Origin of the sequence: Micromonospora matsumotoense, from assembly GCF_900091525.1 — a bacterium.
Lineage (GTDB): Bacteria > Actinomycetota > Actinomycetes > Mycobacteriales > Micromonosporaceae > Micromonospora > Micromonospora matsumotoensis.
In genome coordinates, this window is record NZ_FMCU01000001.1 from 850570 (window position 1) to 870808 (window position 20239).

Sequence of the window (20239 nt, forward strand, 5' to 3'; positions counted from 1 at the left end):
GCCGCCCCCTCCCGTCGGGCTCCCCACCCCCGGCTGACGCCCCGTGCGCGGTCGGGGCTTCCCGGGTGCCGGGGTGGGCGGTCGCGGGGCGCCGATTGGTCGAGGTGGCGCCCCGGTACTAACCTCGCAACCGGTGCGAGAGGAGATTGCCGCGATGCCGGAGCCGCAGCCGGGAGCAGACCGGCTGGCCGATGGGGGCGACCCGCTCCCAGGTCGGCAGCAGGATCCGGTGGTCACCGCCGGGTCGGTCGACCTCCCCGTACCCCCACCCCACGACCCTGTCGACACCGCAGCGCCGGCCGACGAGCCCACTCCGGTCACGCAAGGCGACCTCGCGCATCCGGCCGGTGAGGATTCCCCGCCGACCCCGCCCGTCGACGCCACCACCGGTCCGGAGCGTCCCACCCTGGCGGAGCCTCCCACCCCGACCGGGCCCACCACCGCACCGGAGTCCACCAGCCCGACCGGGTCGTCCCACCCGCCGGAGCCGGCCGCCCCGGACGAGCAAACCAACCCGGACGAGCCGGCTGACCCGGATGAGCAGACCAGCCCGCCGGAGCCCGTCGGTCCGGACGCGCAGAGCCGTCCGGTGGAGGCGGCCGCCCCGGCGCGGGGGGTCGCCCCCGGCCCGGTCACCCCGGCGCGGGGGGTCGCCCCCGGCCCGGCCGCCCCGGCGCGGGGATCGGCCGCCGTTCCGGCCGGGAACACGCCCCCCGAGCCGCCGACGCCCGGCCGACCCGACCCGACCCGACTGGACCCGCACCCCGACGCCCCGCACCCCGACGCCCCTCGCCCCGACGCCACCCGGCTGGAACAGCGCCCCGACGCGACGCTGGAGGAGCCGGCGGTGCCCCGGTGGAGTGGTTCCGCCGCCGTACCCGCGCCGCCGCCGCGCCGCCGCGGCTGGGGTGAGTCGGTCGAGTTCTCTCCGGTGCCGCCGCCACCGCCACCGCCGCTCCCACCGGAGCTGCCCGAACACCGCGCCCCGGTGGACCCGTGGGCGGGCGCGGACACCGGTGGCTGGGACCTGCACCACCCGGAACTGGCTCCGCCGCCCTACCCCGCGTCCCCGCCGACCCGCCCCTACCCACCGGTCGCCGACCCGACCCCACCCCAACGGGCCCACGCCACCCCGCCGGCCCCGTCGACGCCGCCCTACCAGCACACCCCGACCCCACCGGCCCCGCCCTACCAGCAGACCCCGACGCCGCCGACCCCGCCGGCCCCGTCGACGCCCCACCCGCACTCGCCGGCTCCGGCGTACCCGTCGGCGTCGTCGGCCGGTCCGGCCTCGCCGTCGCCGACCCGGCCGTACCCGGTCGCGCCGGTGCCCGCCGCGCGGCCGGCGTCCCCGCCGCCGGCCCGCCCGGCGCTGCCACCCCCGCCGCCGCCCGCGCCGCCCCGGCCGCCCAAGCAGCGGCGGGTCCGCCCGCAACCGGTCGCCCCGCCGCCGAACCCCGCCAGCCCTCCCAAGGGGTACGTCCGCCGCAAGCGGCGGCGCTGGCCCTGGGTGCTGCTGCTCAGCCTGGCCTGCTGCTGTGGCTGCCCCGCCTGGTTCGGCAAGCCGGTCTGGCAGCAGTACCCGGCCGACGCGGCGCTGCCCGCCCAGGTGGCCGACCTGACCCTGCGCGACGACTCGGGCAGTGAGGTCGACAAGCTCAAGACCGAGGCACGCAAGGCGAACATGCTGGCCGAGGACGTCTACGCCGGGGTGTACATCACCTCCGACGGCAAGCGGGTGGCAGTCTTCGGTGACACCGGTTTCCGGTTCCGGCCGGAGTCCGACGCGGACGACGCGATGGTGCAGCTGACCGGCACCTACAAGCTGGGTACGCCCCAACCGGTGGACAGCGGCGTGCGGGGCCGGTACGAGCGCTGCGCGACCGGTGTCTCCGACGGCGCCGACGTGGTGGTCTGCACGTCAGTGGACCACGGCAGCAGCGCCACCGGAGTCTTCACCCGGCTCTCGGTGGACGACAGCGCCCAACTGCTCGCCAGGATGCGCGCCCAGATCGTCACCCCCAAGCAGGGCTGAGCGCGGGCCGGCGCCACCCACGCCCGGTCAGGCCGGAGCCGGGCGGACCGGTCAGGCCGGGGTCCCGCCCGGGGTGGGCTCGGCCCGGCGGGGGGCGTAGCGGGGGACGTACTCCTGGCCGGTGAGCTTCTGGATCTCGGCCATCAGCTCGTCGGTCATCTCCCGCAGCGAGGTGCGGTCGTCGGAGCGGCCGGTGAAGTCCAACGGCTTGCCGAACCGGATGACGATCTTCGCCTTGCCGGGGCGGGGAATCCGGGTGCCGATCGGCTGCACCTTGTCGGTGCCGGTCACCCCGACCGGGATCACCGGCACCCCGGCCGCCACCGCCAGCCGGGCGGTGCCGGTCCGTCCCCGGTAGAGCCGGCCGTCGGGCGAGCGGGTCCCCTCGGGGTAGACGGCGACCAGGTCGCCACCGCGCAGCGCGGGGATGGCCGCGTCGAACGCGGACAGTGCGGCCCGGCCACCGGCCCGCTCGACCGGAATGGCCCCCAGGCCGGTGAGGACGAACTTGGACAGCGCGCCCCGCGCACCGGTGCCGGTGAAGTACTCCGACTTGGCCCAGAAGGCGAGGTGCCGGGGGACGACGGTGCCCAGGAGCAGTTCGTCGGCGACGGAGAGGTGGTTGCCCGCGAAGATCGCGCCGCCGGTCGCCGGGATGTGCTCCAGCCCCTCGACGGTCGGGCGGAAGGCCAGCCGCATCGCGGGTCCCACGGTGAGCTTGCCGATGGTGTAGAGCAGCGGCACTGGTCCTCCGGCGATCGTACGTTGAACAGGCGGTGTCACGGTAGCGGACGGACGCCCGCGCGACCCAACGGGTGCACGCGCGTCCGCCCACTGGATCGCGGGTCCGGGGAAGGGTCCCCACCCCCGCGTGTCAGGCGATGGTGGGGGGCCCTTCCGCACGCCTCACACCGGGCGGACGGTCACCGTCACCCGCTCGCCGTCGCCGACCTCACCGGTGAAACCGGCCAGGCCGTCGGCGAAGTCCACCGTGTCGGCGAGCACCTCCCGGGCCACGAACCCGGTGTACGCCGACACCGCCGCCCGCACCTGCTCGCTGGCCGACACCGACACCACGATCCGGTCGGAGATGTCCAGGTCGGCGTCCCGGCGGGCCTGCTGCACGACCCGGACCACGTCCCGGGCCAGTCCCTCGGCGGCCAACTCCGGGGTGACCTCGGTGTCGAGCACGACGACGCCCTCGCCGCCGGGAAGCGGCGCGGAGTGCTCGGCGTCGGCGGCGACCAGGCGCAGCTCGTACTCACCCTCGGCGAGGGTGACCCCGGCGGCGACGGGGGCACCGTCGTGCAACTCCCACTCCCCCGCCTTGACCGCCCTGATCACCTGCTGCACCTGCTTGCCGACCCGGGGGCCGAGTGCCCGGGGCACCACGGTCAGCACCTGCTGGCAGTAGTCGGCGACCTGCTCGGAGAACTCCACCGCCTTGACGTTGACCTCGTCGGCGACCAGGTCGGCGAAGGGCCGCAGCTGGTCCGCGACCGGGGAGGCCACGGTCAGCCGGGGCAGCGGCAGCCGGACCCGCAGCCCCTTGGCCTTGCGCAGCGACAGCGCCGCCGAGCAGACGTCCCGGGTGGCGTCCATCGACGCGACCAGGTCGTGGTCGGCCGGGAACTCCTGCGCCGACGGCCAGTCGGTCAGGTGCACCGACCGCTCCCCGGTGAGCCCACGCCAGATCTCCTCGGCGGTCAGCGGGGCCAGCGGCGCCACCACCCGGCAGAGCGTCTCCAGCACCGTCCACAGGGTGTCGAACGCGTCGGCGTCACCCGACCAGAACCGGTCCCGGGAGCGCCGCACGTACCAGTTGGTCAGCGCGTCCAGGTAGGACCGGACGGTGCCGCAGGCCCCGGAGATGTCGTACGCGTCCATCTGCGCACCGACCGTCTCCACCAGTTCCCGGGTCTTGGCCAGCACGTACCGGTCGAGCAGGTGCGTGCTGTCCACCCGCCGCCGGGCGGTGTGCCCGTCGGCGTTGGCGTAGAGCGAGAAGAAGTACCAGACGTTCCACAGCGGCAGCAGCACCTGCCGGACGGCGTCGCGGATCGCCGGCTCGGTGACCGCCATGTCGCCGCCGCGCAGCACCGGCGAGGACATCAGCATCCAGCGCATCGCGTCCGAGCCGTACGCGTCGAAGACGTGGTACACGTCGGGGTAGTTGCGCAGGCTCTTGGACATCTTGCGCCCGTCGGAGCCGAGCAGGATGCCGTGGCTGAGGCAGTTGCGGAACGCCGGCCGGTCGAACAGCGCGGTGGCCAGCACGTGCATGGTGTAGAACCAGCCCCGGGTCTGCCCGATGTACTCCACGATGAAGTCGCCCGGGTAGTGGTGCTCGAACCAGTCGGCGTTCTCGAACGGGTAGTGCACCTGGGCGAACGGCATCGCGCCGGACTCGAACCAGCAGTCCAGCACCTCCGGCACCCGACGCATCATCGACTTGCCGGTCGGGTCGTCCGGGTTGGGGCGGACCAGGTCGTCGACGGCCGGCCGGTGCAGGTCGGTCAGGCGTACGCCGAAGTCCCGTTCGATCTCGGCCAGCGAGCCGTAGACGTCCAGCCGGGGATAGGTGGGGTCGTCGGACTTCCAGGCCGGGATCGGCGAACCCCAGAACCGGTTGCGGCTGATCGACCAGTCCCGGGCGTTGGCCAGCCACTTGCCGAACGAGCCGTCCTTGATGTGCCCGGGGGTCCAGTTGATCTGCTGGTTCAGCTCGACCATCCGGTCCCGGAACTGCGTCACCGCGACGAACCACGACGACACCGCCTTGTAGACCAGCGGGGTGTCGCAGCGCCAGCAGTGCGGGTACGAGTGGGTGTAGGTGTCCTGCCGCAGCACCACCCCCCGCTCCTTCAGCTCCCGGATCACCGGCTTGTTGACGTCGAAGACCTGCTCACCCTGGTAGGGCGGGACCAGCGCGGTGAACCGGGTGTGGTCGTCCACGGTGACGACGGTGGGGATGCCGGCGGCGTTGCAGACGTTCTGGTCGTCCTCACCGAACGCCGGGGCGAGGTGCACGATCCCGGTGCCGTCCTCGGTGGTGACGAACTCCGCGCCGAGCACCTGGTAGGCGTTCGGGCCGGCCTGCTCGACGAGGAAGTCGAACAGCGGGGTGTAGCGGCGTCCGACCAGGTCCCGGCCGTACACCGTGCCGACCTGCTCGAAACCGTCCAGCTCCTTGGCGTACGCGGCCAGCCGCGCCGCGCCGACGACGAACCGCTCGCCGTCGCGGTCGAGCACCGCGTACTCGATGTCGGGGCCGACGGCGAGCGCCAGGTTCGACGGCAGGGTCCACGGGGTGGTGGTCCAGACGCCCAGCTTCACCGGCCCGCGCAGCAGCTCCGGGGCGGACTCGTCGGCGGTCAGCCCGAACCACACGGTCAGCGTCGGGTCGTGCCGGTCGCGGTAGACGTCGTCCATCCGGGTCTCGGTGTTCGACAGCGGCGTCTCGCACCGCCAGCAGTACGCCAGCACCCGGAAACCCTCGTAGATCAGGCCCTTGTCGTGCAGGGTCTTGAAGGCCCACATGACGCTTTCCATGTAGTCCAGGTCGAGGGTCTTGTAGTCGTTGGCGAAGTCGACCCAGCGGGCCTGCCGGTTGATGTACCGCTCCCAGTCCTGGGTGAACTCCAGCACCGAGGAGCGGCACGCCTCGTTGAACCGGGCCACCCCGAGGTCGAGGATCTCCGCCTTGCTGGTGATGCCGAGCTGCTTCTCGGCCACCACCTCGGCGGGCAGGCCGTGACAGTCCCAGCCGAAGCGCCGCTCGACGTGCCGACCGCGCATGGTCTGGTAACGCGGCACCACGTCCTTGACGTACCCGGTGAACAGGTGGCCGTAGTGCGGCAGGCCGTTGGCGAACGGCGGGCCGTCGTAGAAGACGTACTCGTTCTTGCCGTCGTCGCCGGCCGGCCGGGCCGCCACCGAGGCCTCGAAGGTCCGGTCGGCGGTCCAGTGCTCCAGGACGCGGCGTTCGACCGCGGGCAGGTCCGGGCTCGCCGGGACGCCGGCGGCCGGGTCGTGCAACGGATAGCCCATCGGGGGTCGCTCTCCTCTGGCAGCTCACTGATCTCGTGGTCTGCGAGGACGAGCCTGTCCGGTACGCCGTCGTCGACGCCCCGGGCCGGGCCCGCGGTACCACCCCGCTTGGCGGTCAGGATCGACCGCCCGCTCGTTGGTCGGCTGTGACGGGCCGCCCCGTCCGGTTCTAGTCGGGCCCGAGGGCCCTTTCTTCCGGAGGCTCACCGGTGATGGCCGGATCGTCGCCTGTACCGGTCAGGGTACTCGACCGGCGGCAGCGCCCGCCGCCGAGTTACGCCGGGCCCGAGCAGGCGGGGCCCGGCCCGCCGCCGCGGTAACGGGGGTGCGGGCGCCCCTGGTCGGCCCATAGATTCGCGGCCATGGGTGAACACGCGATCGAGGCGGTGGGGCTGCACCGCAGCTACCGCAGCCGGACCGGCTGGTTACGACCACAGCGCCGGGAGGTGCACGCCGTCGCCGGGGTCGACCTCGCGGTGCGCCACGGTGAACTGTTCGGCCTGCTCGGCCCGAACGGCGCCGGCAAGACCACCACCATCAAGCTGCTCAACACCCTGCTCATCCCGACCGGGGGCGAGGCCCGGATCTGCGGCTTCGACGTGGTCCGGCAGACCCGGGAGGTGCGCCGCCGGATCGGGTACGTCTTCGGCGGCGACCGGGGTCTCTACGATCGGCTCTCCGCCCGGGACAACCTGCGCTACTTCGCCGAGTTGTACGGCGTACCGGGCCGGGAGCAGAAGCGCCGGATCGCCGAGTTGTTCGCGCTGGTCCGGCTGACCGGCCGGGAGGACGACCGGGTCGAGAGCTACTCCCGGGGCATGCGGCAGCGGCTGCACATCGCCCGGGGGCTGCTGCACCGGCCCCGGGTGCTGTTTCTCGACGAGCCGTCGATCGGGGTCGACCCGGTGGCCGCCCGGGAGCTGCGGCAGACCGTCGCCGAACTGGCCGCCACCGGCACCACCGTGCTGCTGACCACGCACTACATGGCCGAGGCCGACGAGTTGTGCGGCCGGATCGCGGTGATCGCGGGCGGCCGGCTCCAGGCGCTGGGCACCCCCGCCGAGCTGCGCCACCACGCCGACGGCCGGCGGGTGCTGGAGGTGCAGGCGTACGGGGTGACCGACGGGCAGCTGGCCGCCATCCGGGCCCGGCCCGGCGTACGCGAGGTGAGCCTGGCGGTGCACGGTGCGGCGCAGCTGCTCGGGGTGCAGTCCGACGCGGGGGTGGACGTGCAGGCCGACGTGCTGCGGGAGCTGAGCGGGGTGCGGCTGGGCCGGGTGACCGCCCGGCAGCCCACCCTGGAGGACGCGTACGTGGCGATCGTCAACCGGGCGGCGGAGCCGACGCCGCTGGTCGGTGGGGTGCCGGCGTGAGCACCCTGCGGATGATCGCGGTCGGCGCGCTGCTGCACGTCAAGCAGCTCAGCCGCTCCCCCTTCGAGATCGCCATCGCGCTGTTCGTCCCGGTGGTGCAGGCGACCCTGGCGGTCTATCTGTTCCGGGCCGGCGGCGAGCCGGACCGGTTGCTGGAGGCGGCGGTGGGCGCGGGCCTGATGGGGGTCTGGTCGACGGTGTTGTTCGGCTCCGGCGGGGCGATCCAGTCCCAGCGTTGGCAGGGCACCCTGGAGATGATCATGTTGGCGCCCCGGTCGCCGGCGCTGGTGCTGCTGCCGGTCACCCTGGCCACCGGCATCACCGGCACGTACGCGATGCTCGCCACCCTGGCCTGGGGACGGTTGCTCTACGGCATCCCGCTCGACTTCGCCCACCCGGTGGCGTTTCCGGTGGCCGTCGCCGGCTGCATCGCCGGGCTGGGCATGTTCGGGCTGCTGCTGGCGTCCAGCTTCGTGCTGCTGCGGCACGCCAACGCCCTGGCCAACATGCTGGAGTACCCGATCTGGCTGGTCTCCGGGATGCTCGTGCCGGTCACCGCGCTGCCCGGCTGGACCGGGCCGGTCGCCGCGGTGCTCCCGACCACCTGGGGGGCCCGCGCGGTGCACGAGGCCGCCGCCGGCGGGCCGGTCTGGCCGGCGCTCGGCGGCTGCCTGGCGATCAGCCTGGCGTGCCTGGCCGTCGGCTGGGTGTTGATGACGTACGTCGAGCGCCGGGCCCGGGTCGCCGCGACCCTGGCCCTGGCCTGAGGGGGCACCGGTGCACGTCCGATCCCGACCGGTCGACGGAGGTCCCCGATGAGCGCGCTGTTCCGGCTGGTCGGCGTGGGTGGGGTGATCGCCTACCGGGCCCTGTTCAACTGGACCACCCCGTCGATCTTCGTGGGCACCCTGCTGGTGGGCCCACTGTTCCAGCTCTTCTTCTTCGCCTACCTGGGGCGGGAGTTCGGGGTCGCCGACGACCGGTTCTACATCGTCGGCAACGCGGTGCTCACCGCCGCACTGGCCTGCGTCTACGGCGGCACCATGGCGGTGGCCAACGAGCGGCGCTTCGGCACCCTCGGGCACGTGCTGCTCTCCCCGCGCAGCCGCACCGCCATCTTCCTCGGCCGGGTGCTGCCGTACGCCGGCAACGGCCTGCTGATCGCGGCGAGCACGCTCACCGTGGCCGCGCTCCTGCTCGGTCTGAGGATTCCGGCCACCGCCCTGCCCGGCCTGCTGCTGGCGCTGGCGGCGGCCTCGCTCACCTGCGGGTTCTTCGGGCTGACCCTGGGCGCGTTGGGGCTGCGCTTCCGGGACGTCTTCCTGATCTCGAACGTGGCGGTGGCGCTGCTGCTGTTGTTCACCGGGGTGAACGTGCCGGCCGACAGCCTGCCGGCCGGCATCCGCGCGGTCGGCGCGGTGCTCCCGATCACCCATGCCGCCGACGCGGCCCGGCGGCTGGCCGGCGGGGCCACCCTGGGCGACGCCCTGCCGGCGATCGGCGTCGAGCTGGCCGTCGGGGTCGGCTACGCCGTGCTGGCGGCCGGGCTGTTGACGGTGTTCGAGGCGGAGTCCCGTCGCCGCGCCTCGCTGGACACCCTCTGAACCGGTGGGCCGGCGGGTCCCGCCCACCGGCCCATCCACGGGGTCACGGCTCAGCCGGTGACTTCCAGATAGCGGTCGAGCATCGCGTCGACCTGGGCCGGCACCTGGAGCTGGACGAAGTGCCCGGAGCCCACGGTCTGTCCGATGAACGCCTGCGGCGCGAGTTCGGCCAGCCGGGCGTAGTCGGCGAACGGGGCGTTGCTGCCCACGAAGATCAGCGGGCGGTCCCAGCGGTGCAGGGCCGCCACGTCCCCCTCGGCGGCGCTCCACTCGGCCAGCCCGGCGATCGGCGCGTACGCCACCTCGGTCGAGGGTCGGGCGGTGGCCGCCACCACCCGCTCCACCAGGCGCGGGTCGGAGTACGGCGGGAAGTACGACCGGACGATCGACTCCCGGACCGCACCCGAGGTGTCGTCCCGCAGCGAGGCCGCCACCTGGGCGATCGCGGCGGCGGCGCCGGGCGGGCCGGCCACCGCGGAGTCGAGCAGCCCCAACCCGGTGAACCGGTCCCGGTCGCCGGCGGCGGCCACCAGTGACCAGACACCACCCAGGCTGTGCCCGATCACGAAGACCCGGCGCAGGTCGAGCGCGTGGGCGAAGGCCCGCAGGTGGCCGGCCATCTCGGTCACGCCGTAGCCGTCGGCCGGGGGTGGGCTGGCCCCGTGGCCGGGCATGTCGACGGCGATCACCCGGGCCTGCCGGTCGGCCAGGTGCCGGGCCAGGGGTGCCATGAAATCGTGGTCGCAGCACCAGCCGTGCACCAGCAGGAAGGTGTCACGCCGACCGTGCCCGTACGTCCAGTACCGCATCCCGGCGGCCGTCTGCCTGTCCATCATCGAGTCCCCCCCGGCGTTTGCGCAGCGTAGTGGCGTTCTTCCACTTAAGCGCGCCCGCCCGGACCCGGCGCGGCGTATTGTTCCTTTTGGCACACCTAGACCTTTTCGTGGGCGTGCCAGCGGGGACGGGAGCGGGCGGTGGACGGGCGGATCGCGGAGTTCTTCGCCGACCTGGCCGCGAACGGCCGGGGGCGGTTGCCCGCCGCTCCCATCGGGCTGCTCCGCTTCGAGGTCAGCGTCGAGGACGGCGAGACCGCCGTCTGGTTCGTTCAGCTCGCCGACGGGCACAGCCAGGTCAGCCGGACCGGGGACGACCCCGACTGCACGGTGGAGGTCCGACCGGAGGCGTTCGCCCGGCTGCTGGCCGGCCGGGACAACCTGGTGGCGATGCTGCTGCGCGGTGACGTCTCGGTCGCCGGCGACCTGGCACTGCTGTTCACCTTCCGGCGGCTGCTGCCGGTCGACGCCGACAGCACCGGAGCCGGGTCGGCCGCCGAGATGGTCCGGCACACCGCCCCAAGCTTCATCGGGCTACACGAGGTCACCAGCGTCTTCTCCGGCAACATCTTCATGATCAGCGCCCAGAACGGGGACGTGCTGAGCGCCCCGACCACCCCGCTGGGGCTCTTCTCTTTCGACACCCGGTTCCTGTCGACCTGGCGGCTGACGGTCAACGCGGAGAGCCTCTCGGTGCTCTCCGTCGATGACGTCGCCACCTACGAGGCCAAGTTCGGGCTGGTCCCCGGGGAACCCACCCACTACGTCAACGCCACCACGTCCGTGCTGCGCCACCGCTGGGTGGGGCCGGAGTTCGAAGAGGAGATCGTCCTGTTCAACTACGCGCCGGAACCGGTGCGGTACGTCGTCCGGCTCGAGGTGGGCGCGGACTTCGCCGAGGTGCTGGAGGTCCGCGACGGCTTCCATCGGGCCCGGCCGGTGACGGCCACCATCGCCGATGACGCGCTCCGGCTGCACTACAAGCGGGGCAGCCTGCACCGCGAGACGGTGATCACCTCCAGCACACCGGCCGAGCTGGACGAACACGGGCTGACCTGGACGTTCACCGTCGTCCCGCACGGCACCTGGTCCACCCGGCTGCGGGTGCTCGCCCTGCTGCGCGACCTGCGCCGCCGCGACCTGCGGGAACGGCTGACCAGCTCGGTCGGCCGCGGCCAGCACCAACGGGGCCGGGACATCGCCGCCCGGACCGCCGGGGTGCCCCGGCTGCGCACCGACCACAAGCCGTTGCAGCAGGCGTACGAGTACGGCATCCGGGACCTGGCCGCGCTGCACTACCCCGGGCTGAACTTCCAGGCCGCGCTGCCCGCCACCGGGCTGCCCTGGTCGATGGCGCTGCTCGGCCGGGAGAGCCTGGTCAGCAGCTTCCAGGCGCTCCCCTTCATGCCCGAACGGACGGTCAACACGCTGCGCATCCTGGCGCTGAGCCAGGGCGTCCGGCAGGACCCGTTCCGGGGCGAGCAACCCGGCAAGATCGTCCAGGAGAGCCGGTACGGCGACTCCGGCGCGTTCAACGACACCCCGGAGGCCGCCAACTTCAGCGCGGTCGACACCACCGCCCTGTTCGTCATCCTGCTCGACGAGTACGAACGCTGGACCGGCGACGCGGAGCTGGTGCGCCGGTTCGAGTTCGAGGCCCGGGCCGCCATCGGCTGGCTCGACTCCGACGCGGACCCGACCGGCAGCGGCTACGTCTGGTCCACCCGGCACCCGACCCGGACCGGTCCGCAGAACGAGAGCTGGCGCAACTCCGCCGACGCGATCTGCTTCGCCGACGGCCGCCCGCCCACCTTCCCGCTGGCGATCTGCGAGATCCAGGGGTACGCCTACGAGGCCCGCCGACGGGCTGCCCGGATGGCCCGCCGGTTCTGGGGCGATCCGGGCTGGGCCGGCCAACGGGAACGCGACGCCGCCCGGCTGCGGGAACAGTTCGACCGGGATTTCTGGCTGCCCGAGCACGGCCACTACGCGGTGGCGGTGCAGCTCGACGGCACCCCGCTGGACTCCCTCACGTCCAACATGGGCCAGTTGCTCTGCACCGGCATCGTCGCCGCCCACCGCGCCGAGCAGGTGGTGGCGCACCTGTTCTCCCCGGCGCTCTACTCCGGCTGGGGCATCCGCACCCTGGCCAGCACGGCGGCCGACTACAACCCGCTCGGCCACCACACCGGCGCGGTCTGGCCCTGGGAGAACTCACTGATCGCCTGGGGGCTGCGCCGGGCCGGTTTCCGGGCGCAGGCCGCCCGGATCGCCACCGGGCTGCTCGACGCCGCCCGGCACTTCCAGGGCCGGCTGCCGGCATACCTCACCGGCTACGACCGGGCCACCACCCACGTGCCCGTGCCGCACGGCTTCACCGACAGCCCGTACGCGCCCTCGGCCGGGGCGCCCCTGCTGCTGCTGCGCACGCTGCTCGGACTCGAACCGTACGAGGACCATCTCGCCGTCGACGCCGCGATGCCGGAGGAGTTGGGCCAGATCGAACTGCTCGACATCAGGGGCCGCTGGGGGTATGCCGACGCCCTCGGCCGGGGCCGCCCCTTCCGCGACCGCCCCACGCCCTAGCGGCCCGGGGCCGCCGGCCCGCGACGGCCGGGGCCACCCGCCGGGTGACCCCGCCAGCGCCGGATCAGCCCAGGGTGGGGAACCAGAGGGCGATCTCGCGCTTGGCGCTGTCGGTGGAGTCCGAGGCGTGCACCAGGTTCTCCCGGTTGGACAGCGACAGGTCACCACGGATCGTGCCGGCGGCGGCCCTGCGGCCGTCGGTGCTGCCGATCATCGCGCGGACCACCTCGATCACCTGGTCGCCGGAGAGCACCAGCGACACCAGCGGCCCGCTGGTCATGAACGTCTTCAGCGGCGGGTAGAACGGCTTGTCCACGTGCTCGGCGTAGTGCTGGTCGGCGAACCCACCGTCCAGGGTCCGGATCTCCAGCGCGTCGATCCGCAGGCCCTTGCGCTCGAAGCGGGAGATGATCTCGCCGACCAGGCCACGGCGCACCGCGTCGGGCTTGATCAGTACGAGGCTGCGCTCATCCGGGATGCTGCTGGACACGCTGGGTTCCTCCTGTGCGCACAAGGCGGTTCGGCTCGGTACGGTCAGCCTAGCGACCCGGTACCGGTCCCGGCGCGGCGGCTGCTCTTTCCCTCAGTCGCCGTCGGGCCTAGCCTGGCTCTGACCCCTGGGAGGTCCACTGTGGCGAATGGCGGGAACCGCACCATCGCGCCGGTACGCAAGCTGATCGCTGCGGTGCTCGGCACCGTGGCCACCTTCGTCGTCCTGTTCGGGCTGGGCATGACCAGCTGGGCCATCGTCGCGCTGGGCGTGGCCCTGGTGGTGCTCGCCGTGGCCCTGGGCACCGTGCGCGGCGGCGGGCGTACCTGGGTGGTCGGGGTCGGCCACGTGCACAGCGCCTCCGAACCACCGACCCAGTACGCCTTCGGCCGCTGCGAACTCCAACTGGTGATCGACGCGCCGGGCCTGCCGCCCCGGTCCAAGAAGCTCATCGAGCCCCGGGTGCCGGTGGCGAAGTGGCCGTCGCTGGGGCAGACCCTGCCGATCCGGGTGGCCCTGGACGACCAGCGGCACATCCGGGTCCTCTGGGACGAGGTGCCGACCCACACCGAGTCGGCGATGACCATGGCCGACCTGCCACCGGAGTATGCCGGCGCCGAGCCGCTCGACGACATGCTCATCCAGCAGGAGGCCCCGCCGTGGGCCGGCCGGACGGCCGACGACGACTTCCGCGACGAGTTCCGGGACGACCTGCGCGACCCGCCGTCCGCCGACCCCCTGCGGGCCGACCCCCCGCGGGGGGAGCAGCACCCGGAGCCGGTCGGAACCGAGCCGCTGCGCGACGACGTCGAGGTGCTGACCGACGAGCGGACGCCGGTGGTGATGCACCAGCGGCCCGGTGGCCCGGTGGTGCTGGAGGGCACCGTGGTCGAGCAGCCGTCGACCGGCCAGCTGCCCCGTCGGGCCACGGCCGCGGCCGCGCCCGCCCCCCGCCCGCCCGCCGAGGAGCGGTTCGACGAACCGATCCTCGACCCGGTCGACGTGCCGCTGGACGCCCCCGCCGCCACCGAGGGCCGCCTCGACCCGGAGCTGGACGAGGCGATCTTCGGGTACGACCCGACGGCCGCGCCCGCCGAGCCGGAGGAACTGGCCGCCCCGATCAGCGGCGTCGGGCTGACCCTGCTGGTCACCGACCTGTCCCGGTCGCTGGAGTTCTACCGTGACGTGCTCGGCTTCGAGGAGTTCGACCGGGGCTCCGGCAACGCGGTGCTCGCCTCCGGGGCGACCCGCCTGGTGCTGCGCGAGGTGACCGGGGCGGCACCGATGAGCCGCCGGCTGGTCCACGTCAACCTGGAGGTGGACGACATCGAGGCGGCCTACCGGCGGCTCAAGGACACCGGCCTGCGGTTCACCTACGCGCCCCGGGTGGTCAACCGGGGCACCAGGGTGGAGGTGTGGGCCGCTGCGTTCCGTGACCCCGACGGTCACGGCATCGCGCTGACCCAGTGGCGGGAACGCGCCGACGCGTGACCCCGCTCAGCCGAGGATGACCCGCCGCACGTGCAACGCGTACGCCCACACCAGGGCGAAGATGACCCCGAGACCGAACAGCGACCAGTGCAGCAGGCCGGCGAGCAGCAGCAGCCCCTGGAGCACGGTGCCCGCCGACCAGGCCCACCGGCGGCGCATCAGGCCGGCCAGCAGCACCGCCGCCACGGCCAGCGCCACGGTGGCCGCGATCGCCGCCCCGCCGAAGTGCCCACCGACCACCCGGATCGGTTGGATGGCGAGCAGCAGGACCAGCGCCTCCAGTCCGAGCGTCCCGGCACCGAGACCCCGGACGGCCGCCTCGGGGTTACGCAACCCGGAGCGCCGCCCGGTCGGCGCCCCCGCCGGTCCCGCGTCCCCCGCCGGTCCGGCGTCCCCGGGCGGGGTGGTGTGGGTCGGGTCCGGGCGGTCGGCGGGGCTGACCGGGCCCGGGCGGTCCGGGGTGGGCCCGGTCATCGCTTGAGCAGCCGTCGGGCGTCGGCCACCGTCACCACCGACCCGGTGACCAGCACCCCCACCCCGGACAACTCACCGGGAACGTCGTACTCGGCCTCGGCGACGGCAGCCTCGATGGCGTCCGGCATCTCGTCGGCCACCTGCACCCGGTCCGGGCCGAAGACCTCCCGGGCCAGCTCGGCCAACTCGTCGGCGGCCATCGCCCGGGGCGAGCTGTTCCGGGTCACGACGAGCGAGTCGAGCACCGGCTCCAGCAGCTCCAGCAGGCCGGCGGCGTCCTTGTCGCCGAGTACGGCGAGCACCCCGACCAGCTTGCTGAACGCGAACTCCTCCTGGAGTGCGGTGACCGTGGCGGCCATTCCGTGCGGGTTGTGCGCCCCGTCCAGCAGCACCGTCGGGGCGTTGCGGACCTTCTCCAGCCGGCCCGGGGAACTGGTCGAGGCGAAGCCCTCCCGGACCGCCTCGATGTCCAGTTGCCGCTTCGCCCCGGCCCCGAGGAACGCCTCGACGGCGGCGAGCGCCACCGCCGCGTTCTGCGCCTGGTGCGCCCCGTGCAGCGGGAGGAACACCTCGTCGTACACGCCGCCGAGGCCCTGGAGGGTCAGCACCTGACCACCGACGGCGACCGCCCGGCGCAGCACCCCGAACTCCGCGCCCTCCCGGGCGACGGTCGCGCCGACCTCGGCGCACCGTTCCAGGATCGGCCGGGCAGCCTCCTCCTCCTGCGCGGCGGCGATGACCGTCGCGCCGGAGTGGATGATGCCGGCCTTGTGCAGGGCGATGTCCTCCAGGGTGTCGCCCAGCCATTCGGTGTGGTCCAGCCCGATCGGGGTGAGCACGGCCACCCCGGCCTGGAGCACGTTGGTGGCGTCCTCGGCGCCGCCCAACCCCACCTCCACCACCGCCACGTCGACCGGCGCGTCGGCAAACGTGGCGAACGCCAGCGCGGTGGTCAGGTCGAAGTAGGTCAGCGGCTCGGCCGACCGCTGGTCGACCAGGTCGGCCAGCGGCTTCACCTCGCGGTACATGGCGACGAAGCGGTCCTTGTCGACCGCTTCCCCGTCCAGGCTGATCCGTTCCCGGACGGTCTCCAGGTGCGGGCTGGTGTAGCGGCCGGTGTGCAGGCCGAAGGCCCGCAGCAACGAGTCGATCATCCGGGCCGTGGACGTCTTGCCGTTGGTCCCGGTGAGATGGATCGACGGATACGCCCGCTGCGGGCTGCCCAGCAGGTCGAGCAGCATCTCGATGCGGTCCAGCTCGAAGTGCATCCGGGTGAACCCGCGCGCGGCCAGCTCGGCGTCGACGGCGGCGAACTCGCCGCGCCCGGCCCCGGGCCGGCTGGTCTGATCGGTGCGGTCGGTCACGAGGGAAGCGCCTCCAGAGCGGCGTCGATGCGGATCAGGTCGGCCTCGGCCACCGCCAGCCGGTCACGGATCTTGGCAACCACCGGCTCGGGCGCCTTCCCGACGAACGCCGGGTTGTCCAGCTTCGCGCGGGCCTGCGCGACCTCCTTCTCGGCCGTCGCCCGGTCCTTGGTGAGCCGGGCCCGCTCGGCGGCCACGTCGATCGACCCCCGGGTGTCCAACTCCACGCTGACCTCACCGGGCATGGCAAGGGTGGCGCTGGCCTGGAAGTCGTCGGCCGGGGCGTCCAGCCGGACCAGCGAACGGATCAGCGGCTCGTGCGCGGCGATGCCCGCCCCGCCGAGCCCGTCCAGCCGGGCGGCCACCCGCTGGGTCGGCCGCAGGCCCTGGTCGGAACGGAACCGCCGGATCTCGGTCACCACCCGCTGGACGGTGCCGACCTCGCGTTCCGCGGCGTCGTCCATCAGCGTACGGTCGGCCACCGGCCAGGCCGCCGTCATGACCGTCTCGCCACCGGTCAGCGCGGTCCACAGCTCCTCGGTGACGAACGGGATCACCGGGTGCAGCAGCCGCAGCAACTGGTCCAGCACGTGTCCGAGCACCCGGCGGGTGGCGTCGGCGGCCGGCCCACCCTCGGCGAGCACCGGCTTGCCCAGCTCCACGTACCAGTCGCAGACGTCGTCCCAGGCGAAGTGGTAGAGCAGGTCGCACACCTTCGCGAACTCGTACGCCTCGAACTGCTCGTCGACCTCGGCGGTGACGTGCGCCAGCCGGGACAGGATCCACCGGTCGACGGTGGAGAGCTGGTCGGCGGCCGGCAGCGGGCCGGTGGTGTGCGCGCCGTTGAGCAGCGCGAACCGGGTGGCGTTCCAGAGCTTGTTGCAGAAGTTACGGGAGCCCTGGCACCACTCCTCGCTGACCGGCACGTCCCCGCCGGGGTTCGCCCCCCGGGCCAGGGTGAACCGGGTCGCGTCGGCGCCGTACCGGTCGACCCAGTCCAGCGGGTCGACCACGTTGCCGAACGACTTCGACATCTTCTTACCGTGCTGGTCGCGGACCATGCCGTGCAGGGCGACCGTGTCGAACGGCTGCCGGCCGTCCATCGCGTACAGGCCGAACATCATCATCCGGGCGACCCAGAAGAACAGGATGTCGTAGCCGGTGACCAGCACGTTCGTCGGGTAGAACTTCGCCAGGTCCGGGGTCTGCTCCGGCCAGCCGAGGGTGGAGAACGGCCACAGGCCGCTGGAGAACCAGGTGTCCAGGACGTCCTCGTCCTGCCGCCAGCCCTCGCCGGTGGGCGGCGTCTCGTCCGGGCCGACGCAGACGATCTCGCCCGCCGGGCCGTACCAGACCGGGATGCGGTGGCCCCACCAGAGCTGCCGGGAGATGCACCAGTCGTGCATGTTGTCGACCCAGGCGAAGTAGCGCTTGGCCAGCTCGGCCGGCTCGATCTTCACCCGGCCGTCGCGCACCGCGTCGCCGGCCGCCTTGGCCAGCGGGGTGGTGTTGACGAACCACTGCAACGACAGCCGGGGCTCGACGGTGGTACGACACCGGGAGCAGTGCCCCACCGCGTGCAGGTACGGCCGCTTCTCGGCCACGATCCGGCCCTGCTCGCGCAGCGCGGCGACGATCGCCGGGCGGGCCTCGTACCGGTCCAGGCCCTGGAACGGGCCGGGCGCGGTGATGACGCCCCGCTCATCCATGATCGTCAGGGCGGGCAGGTCGTGCCGCTGGCCGATCTCGAAGTCGTTCGGGTCGTGCGCCGGGGTCACCTTGACCATGCCGGTGCCGAACGCCGGGTCGACGTGCTCGTCGGCGACGATCGGGATGTGCCGGCCGGTCAGCGGCACCTCCACCGCGGTGCCGATCAGGTGCCGGTACCGCTCGTCGTCGGGGTGCACGGCCACGGCGGTGTCGCCGAGCATGGTCTCGGCCCGGGTGGTGGCGACCACCACGTCGTCGCTGTACCGGACCGAGACCAGCTCACCTTCGTCGTCGGTGTGCTCCACCTCGATGTCGGACAGCGCGGTCAGGCAGCGCGGGCACCAGTTGATGATCCGGTTGGCCCGGTAGATCAGCCCGTCGTCGTAGAGCTTCTTGAACATGGTCTGCACGGCCCGGGACAGGCCCTCGTCCATGGTGAAGCGTTCCCGGTCCCAGTCGACCGAGTCGCCGAGCCGGCGCATCTGGCCGAGGATCGCGCCGCCGGACTCGGCCTTCCACTGCCAGACCCGCTCGACGAACTTCTCCCGGCCGAGGTCGTGCCGGGACAGCCCCTGACCGGCGAGCTGCCGCTCCACCACGTTCTGGGTGGCGATGCCGGCGTGGTCCATGCCGGGCAGCCACAGCGCCTCGTACCCCTGCATCCGCTTGCGGCGCACCAGGGAGTCCTGGACGGTGTGGTCCAGGGCGTGGCCCATGTGCAGCACGCCGGTGACGTTCGGTGGCGGGATGACGATCGTGAAGGGGGGCTTGTCGCTCTGCGCCGACGCCCGGAAGTGGCCGGCGGCTACCCACTGCGCATACCGTCGCTGCTCTACCTCGCCGGGCTGGTACTGGCCGGCAAGGGTCGGGGCGTCGGGGCGTCGGGCATCCAGTCTCTCGGTCACCCGTGAAAGTCTACGGAGCGCTTCTGCGGACCCGACGTGCGCCACCGGTCATTCGCGTACGGTGGCGAACATGTCCGACGCACATCTCACCGAGCGTCAGCTCATCGAGGGTCCCGAGCCGGTCGAGCTGACCGAGGAGCCGATCCGGTTGAGCAACCACGACCCGGAGCAGAGCACCCAGGCGCAGGGTCGGGTGTCCCGACGCCGACGGATCGCGCTGACCGTCGCCCTCGTGGTCGGCCTGGCCGGCGCCGCCGCGCTGGGCACCGCCGGCTGGCGCGTCGCCCGGGAGAAGGACACCCGCCTCGGCACGCCCGACCAGGTCGCCGGTCTCACCCGCGACGACTCGGACCGGGCCCGCAGCACCGCCGACTACCTGCGCAGCGGATTCGCCGCCGACATCGAACTGGACCGCAGCATCGGTACGGTCTACCGCGACCCGGCCGACGAGAAGCGGGCGGTGCTGTTCTTCGGTGGCACCACCCTGCTCTGGCAGCCGGAACGTGACCTGGACAGCCTCTTCCGGCTGATGGCCGACGAGACCGGCCGGGTGACCGACGTCCGTGCGGTGCCGGCGGGGAGGTACGGCGGGGTGATGAAGTGCGGCAAGACCATCGGCGACGGGGGTGACTTCGCGATCTGCGGGTGGGCGGATCACGGCAGTGTGGCGATGGGCATGTTCGCCAACCGCCCCGTCGACGAGTCGGCCGGCCTGTTCCGCCAGCTCCGCGACGTCGTCCAGACCCGAGGCTGACAGCCCGGCCCGCCCGTCGACCCCTCCTCCGCACGGCCCGTACCCGCCGGAGGCCGACCGGCTCGCCGCGCTGGGCCTGGGGCCCCCGGGGCCGGGGCTGGTCCACGCAATGGTGGTGAGGTAGGGGTGTCCCGGGGTTCCAACACCGCTATATCGCTTATATCGCTGCCAGCTGGCCCGCGGCCAGGAATGCGGTTCAGAGCTGGAATGCAGTTGAGGCCGACCCCTGACGGGGTCGGCCTCAACTAAAGGTTGTCCGGCGGTGTCCTACTCTCCCACACCCTCCCGAGTGCAGTACCATCGGCGCTGGAGGGCTTAGCTTCCGGGTTCGGAATGTGACCGGGCGTTTCCCCTCCGCCATGACCGCCGTAACACTATGAACATATCAAACAACACACACACCCACACAAGTGTATGGGGGGTTGTTCGGTTCGTTCAGAGTTGCACAGTGGACGCGTAGCAGCTTTGTAGTCAAGTCCTCGGCCTATTAGTACCGGTCAACTGAACCCGTTACCGGGCTTACATTTCCGGCCTATCAACCCAGTCGTCTAGCTGGGGGCCTTACCCCCA

14 protein-coding genes and 2 rRNA genes are annotated in these 20239 nt (G+C 72.9%); 7 read left to right on the forward strand and 9 right to left on the reverse strand.

Annotation, left to right across the window (positions count from 1 at the left end; all coding sequences use genetic code 11):
* Positions 1-133: 133 nt before the first annotated feature.
* Positions 134-2035: a hypothetical protein gene (locus GA0070216_RS35240; protein WP_245722270.1), complete on the forward strand. Its 1902-nt coding sequence runs from the start codon at positions 134-136 to the stop codon at positions 2033-2035.
* A gap of 51 nt (positions 2036-2086) precedes the next feature.
* Here the strand turns inward: GA0070216_RS35240 and GA0070216_RS03705 are convergent, their stop codons facing one another.
* Positions 2087-2779, reverse strand: coding sequence for a lysophospholipid acyltransferase family protein (locus tag GA0070216_RS03705; RefSeq protein WP_091238659.1), 693 nt, complete (start codon positions 2777-2779; stop codon positions 2087-2089).
* Positions 2780-2941: 162 nt separating this feature from the next.
* Positions 2942-6085, reverse strand: coding sequence for an isoleucine--tRNA ligase (gene ileS / locus GA0070216_RS03710; RefSeq protein ID WP_091238662.1), 3144 nt, complete (start codon positions 6083-6085; stop codon positions 2942-2944).
* Positions 6086-6447: 362 nt separating this feature from the next.
* Between ileS and GA0070216_RS03720 the strand changes: the two genes are divergently transcribed.
* Genes GA0070216_RS03720 through GA0070216_RS03730 form a run of 3 tightly spaced genes read left to right on the forward strand, consistent with a single transcriptional unit; the run spans position 6448 to position 9062 of the window.
* Positions 6448-7458, forward strand: coding sequence for an ABC transporter ATP-binding protein (locus tag GA0070216_RS03720; RefSeq protein ID WP_091238668.1), 1011 nt, complete (start codon positions 6448-6450; stop codon positions 7456-7458).
* Positions 7455-8225, forward strand: coding sequence for an ABC transporter permease (locus GA0070216_RS03725; RefSeq protein WP_245722271.1), 771 nt, complete (start codon positions 7455-7457; stop codon positions 8223-8225). The genes GA0070216_RS03720 and GA0070216_RS03725 overlap by 4 nt, the downstream gene beginning before the upstream one ends.
* Positions 8226-8273: 48 nt before the next feature.
* On the forward strand, positions 8274-9062 hold the full coding sequence (locus tag GA0070216_RS03730; RefSeq protein ID WP_091238671.1) for an ABC transporter permease: 789 nt from the start codon (positions 8274-8276) through the stop codon (positions 9060-9062).
* Positions 9063-9112: 50 nt separating this feature from the next.
* On the opposite strand, the gene GA0070216_RS03735 is transcribed toward GA0070216_RS03730, so the two are convergent.
* Positions 9113-9895: an alpha/beta fold hydrolase gene (locus GA0070216_RS03735; protein WP_176738800.1), complete on the reverse strand. Its 783-nt coding sequence runs from the start codon at positions 9893-9895 to the stop codon at positions 9113-9115.
* A gap of 141 nt (positions 9896-10036) precedes the next feature.
* Here GA0070216_RS03735 and GA0070216_RS03740 point away from each other — a divergent pair, with 141 nt between their 5' ends.
* Positions 10037-12481, forward strand: coding sequence for a glycogen debranching N-terminal domain-containing protein (locus GA0070216_RS03740; RefSeq protein ID WP_091238678.1), 2445 nt, complete (start codon positions 10037-10039; stop codon positions 12479-12481).
* A 64-nt stretch (positions 12482-12545) separates the two neighbouring features.
* On the opposite strand, the gene ndk is transcribed toward GA0070216_RS03740, so the two are convergent.
* Entirely contained in the window at positions 12546-12971 is a 426-nt protein-coding gene (ndk, locus tag GA0070216_RS03745) for a nucleoside-diphosphate kinase (protein ID WP_091238681.1), read from the reverse strand.
* A 141-nt stretch (positions 12972-13112) separates the two neighbouring features.
* Between ndk and GA0070216_RS03750 the strand changes: the two genes are divergently transcribed.
* A complete protein-coding gene (locus GA0070216_RS03750; protein ID WP_091238684.1) occupies positions 13113-14462 on the forward strand; it encodes a VOC family protein in 1350 nt (449 codons plus the stop codon).
* A gap of 6 nt (positions 14463-14468) precedes the next feature.
* Here the strand turns inward: GA0070216_RS03750 and GA0070216_RS03755 are convergent, their stop codons facing one another.
* The 3 genes from GA0070216_RS03755 to GA0070216_RS03765 all read right to left on the reverse strand — a co-directional run bounded on the left by GA0070216_RS03755 (position 14469) and on the right by GA0070216_RS03765 (position 18915).
* Positions 14469-14936, reverse strand: coding sequence for a DUF4233 domain-containing protein (locus GA0070216_RS03755; RefSeq protein ID WP_091238688.1), 468 nt, complete (start codon positions 14934-14936; stop codon positions 14469-14471).
* Positions 14933-16204: a bifunctional folylpolyglutamate synthase/dihydrofolate synthase gene (locus tag GA0070216_RS03760; protein WP_091239027.1), complete on the reverse strand. Its 1272-nt coding sequence runs from the start codon at positions 16202-16204 to the stop codon at positions 14933-14935. The genes GA0070216_RS03755 and GA0070216_RS03760 overlap by 4 nt, the downstream gene beginning before the upstream one ends.
* A 92-nt stretch (positions 16205-16296) precedes the next feature.
* Positions 16297-18915, reverse strand: a complete 2619-nt coding sequence (locus tag GA0070216_RS03765) for a valine--tRNA ligase (RefSeq protein WP_091238691.1) — start codon at positions 18913-18915, stop codon at positions 16297-16299.
* A gap of 70 nt (positions 18916-18985) precedes the next feature.
* On the opposite strand from GA0070216_RS03765, the gene GA0070216_RS03770 reads away from it, so the two are divergent.
* The gene (locus tag GA0070216_RS03770; RefSeq protein WP_091238695.1) at positions 18986-19669 is read left to right on the forward strand and encodes a hypothetical protein; all 684 of its coding nucleotides are present in this window, start codon (positions 18986-18988) and stop codon (positions 19667-19669) included.
* Between the two features lie 254 nt (positions 19670-19923).
* Here the strand turns inward: GA0070216_RS03770 and rrf are convergent.
* Positions 19924-20040, reverse strand: a 5S ribosomal RNA gene (rrf, locus tag GA0070216_RS03775).
* Positions 20041-20136: 96 nt separating this feature from the next.
* A 23S ribosomal RNA gene (locus GA0070216_RS03780) occupies positions 20137-20239 on the reverse strand; the annotation flags it as partial.

Bases quoted from the DNA above. Each gene is read 5' to 3' on its own strand.
- ileS (WP_091238662.1), bottom strand. From the start codon at position 6,085: ATGGGCTATCCGTTGCACGACCCGGCCGCCGGCGTCCCGGCGAGCCCG.
- GA0070216_RS03720 (WP_091238668.1), top strand. From the start codon at position 6,448: ATGGGTGAACACGCGATCGAGGCGGTGGGGCTGCACCGCAGCTACCGC.
- GA0070216_RS03730 (WP_091238671.1), top strand. From the start codon at position 8,274: ATGAGCGCGCTGTTCCGGCTGGTCGGCGTGGGTGGGGTGATCGCCTAC.
- GA0070216_RS03735 (WP_176738800.1), bottom strand. From the start codon at position 9,895: ATGGACAGGCAGACGGCCGCCGGGATGCGGTACTGGACGTACGGGCAC.
- GA0070216_RS03755 (WP_091238688.1), bottom strand. From the start codon at position 14,936: ATGACCGGGCCCACCCCGGACCGCCCGGGCCCGGTCAGCCCCGCCGAC.
- GA0070216_RS03760 (WP_091239027.1), bottom strand. From the start codon at position 16,204: ATGCACTTCGAGCTGGACCGCATCGAGATGCTGCTCGACCTGCTGGGC.
- GA0070216_RS03770 (WP_091238695.1), top strand. From the start codon at position 18,986: ATGTCCGACGCACATCTCACCGAGCGTCAGCTCATCGAGGGTCCCGAG.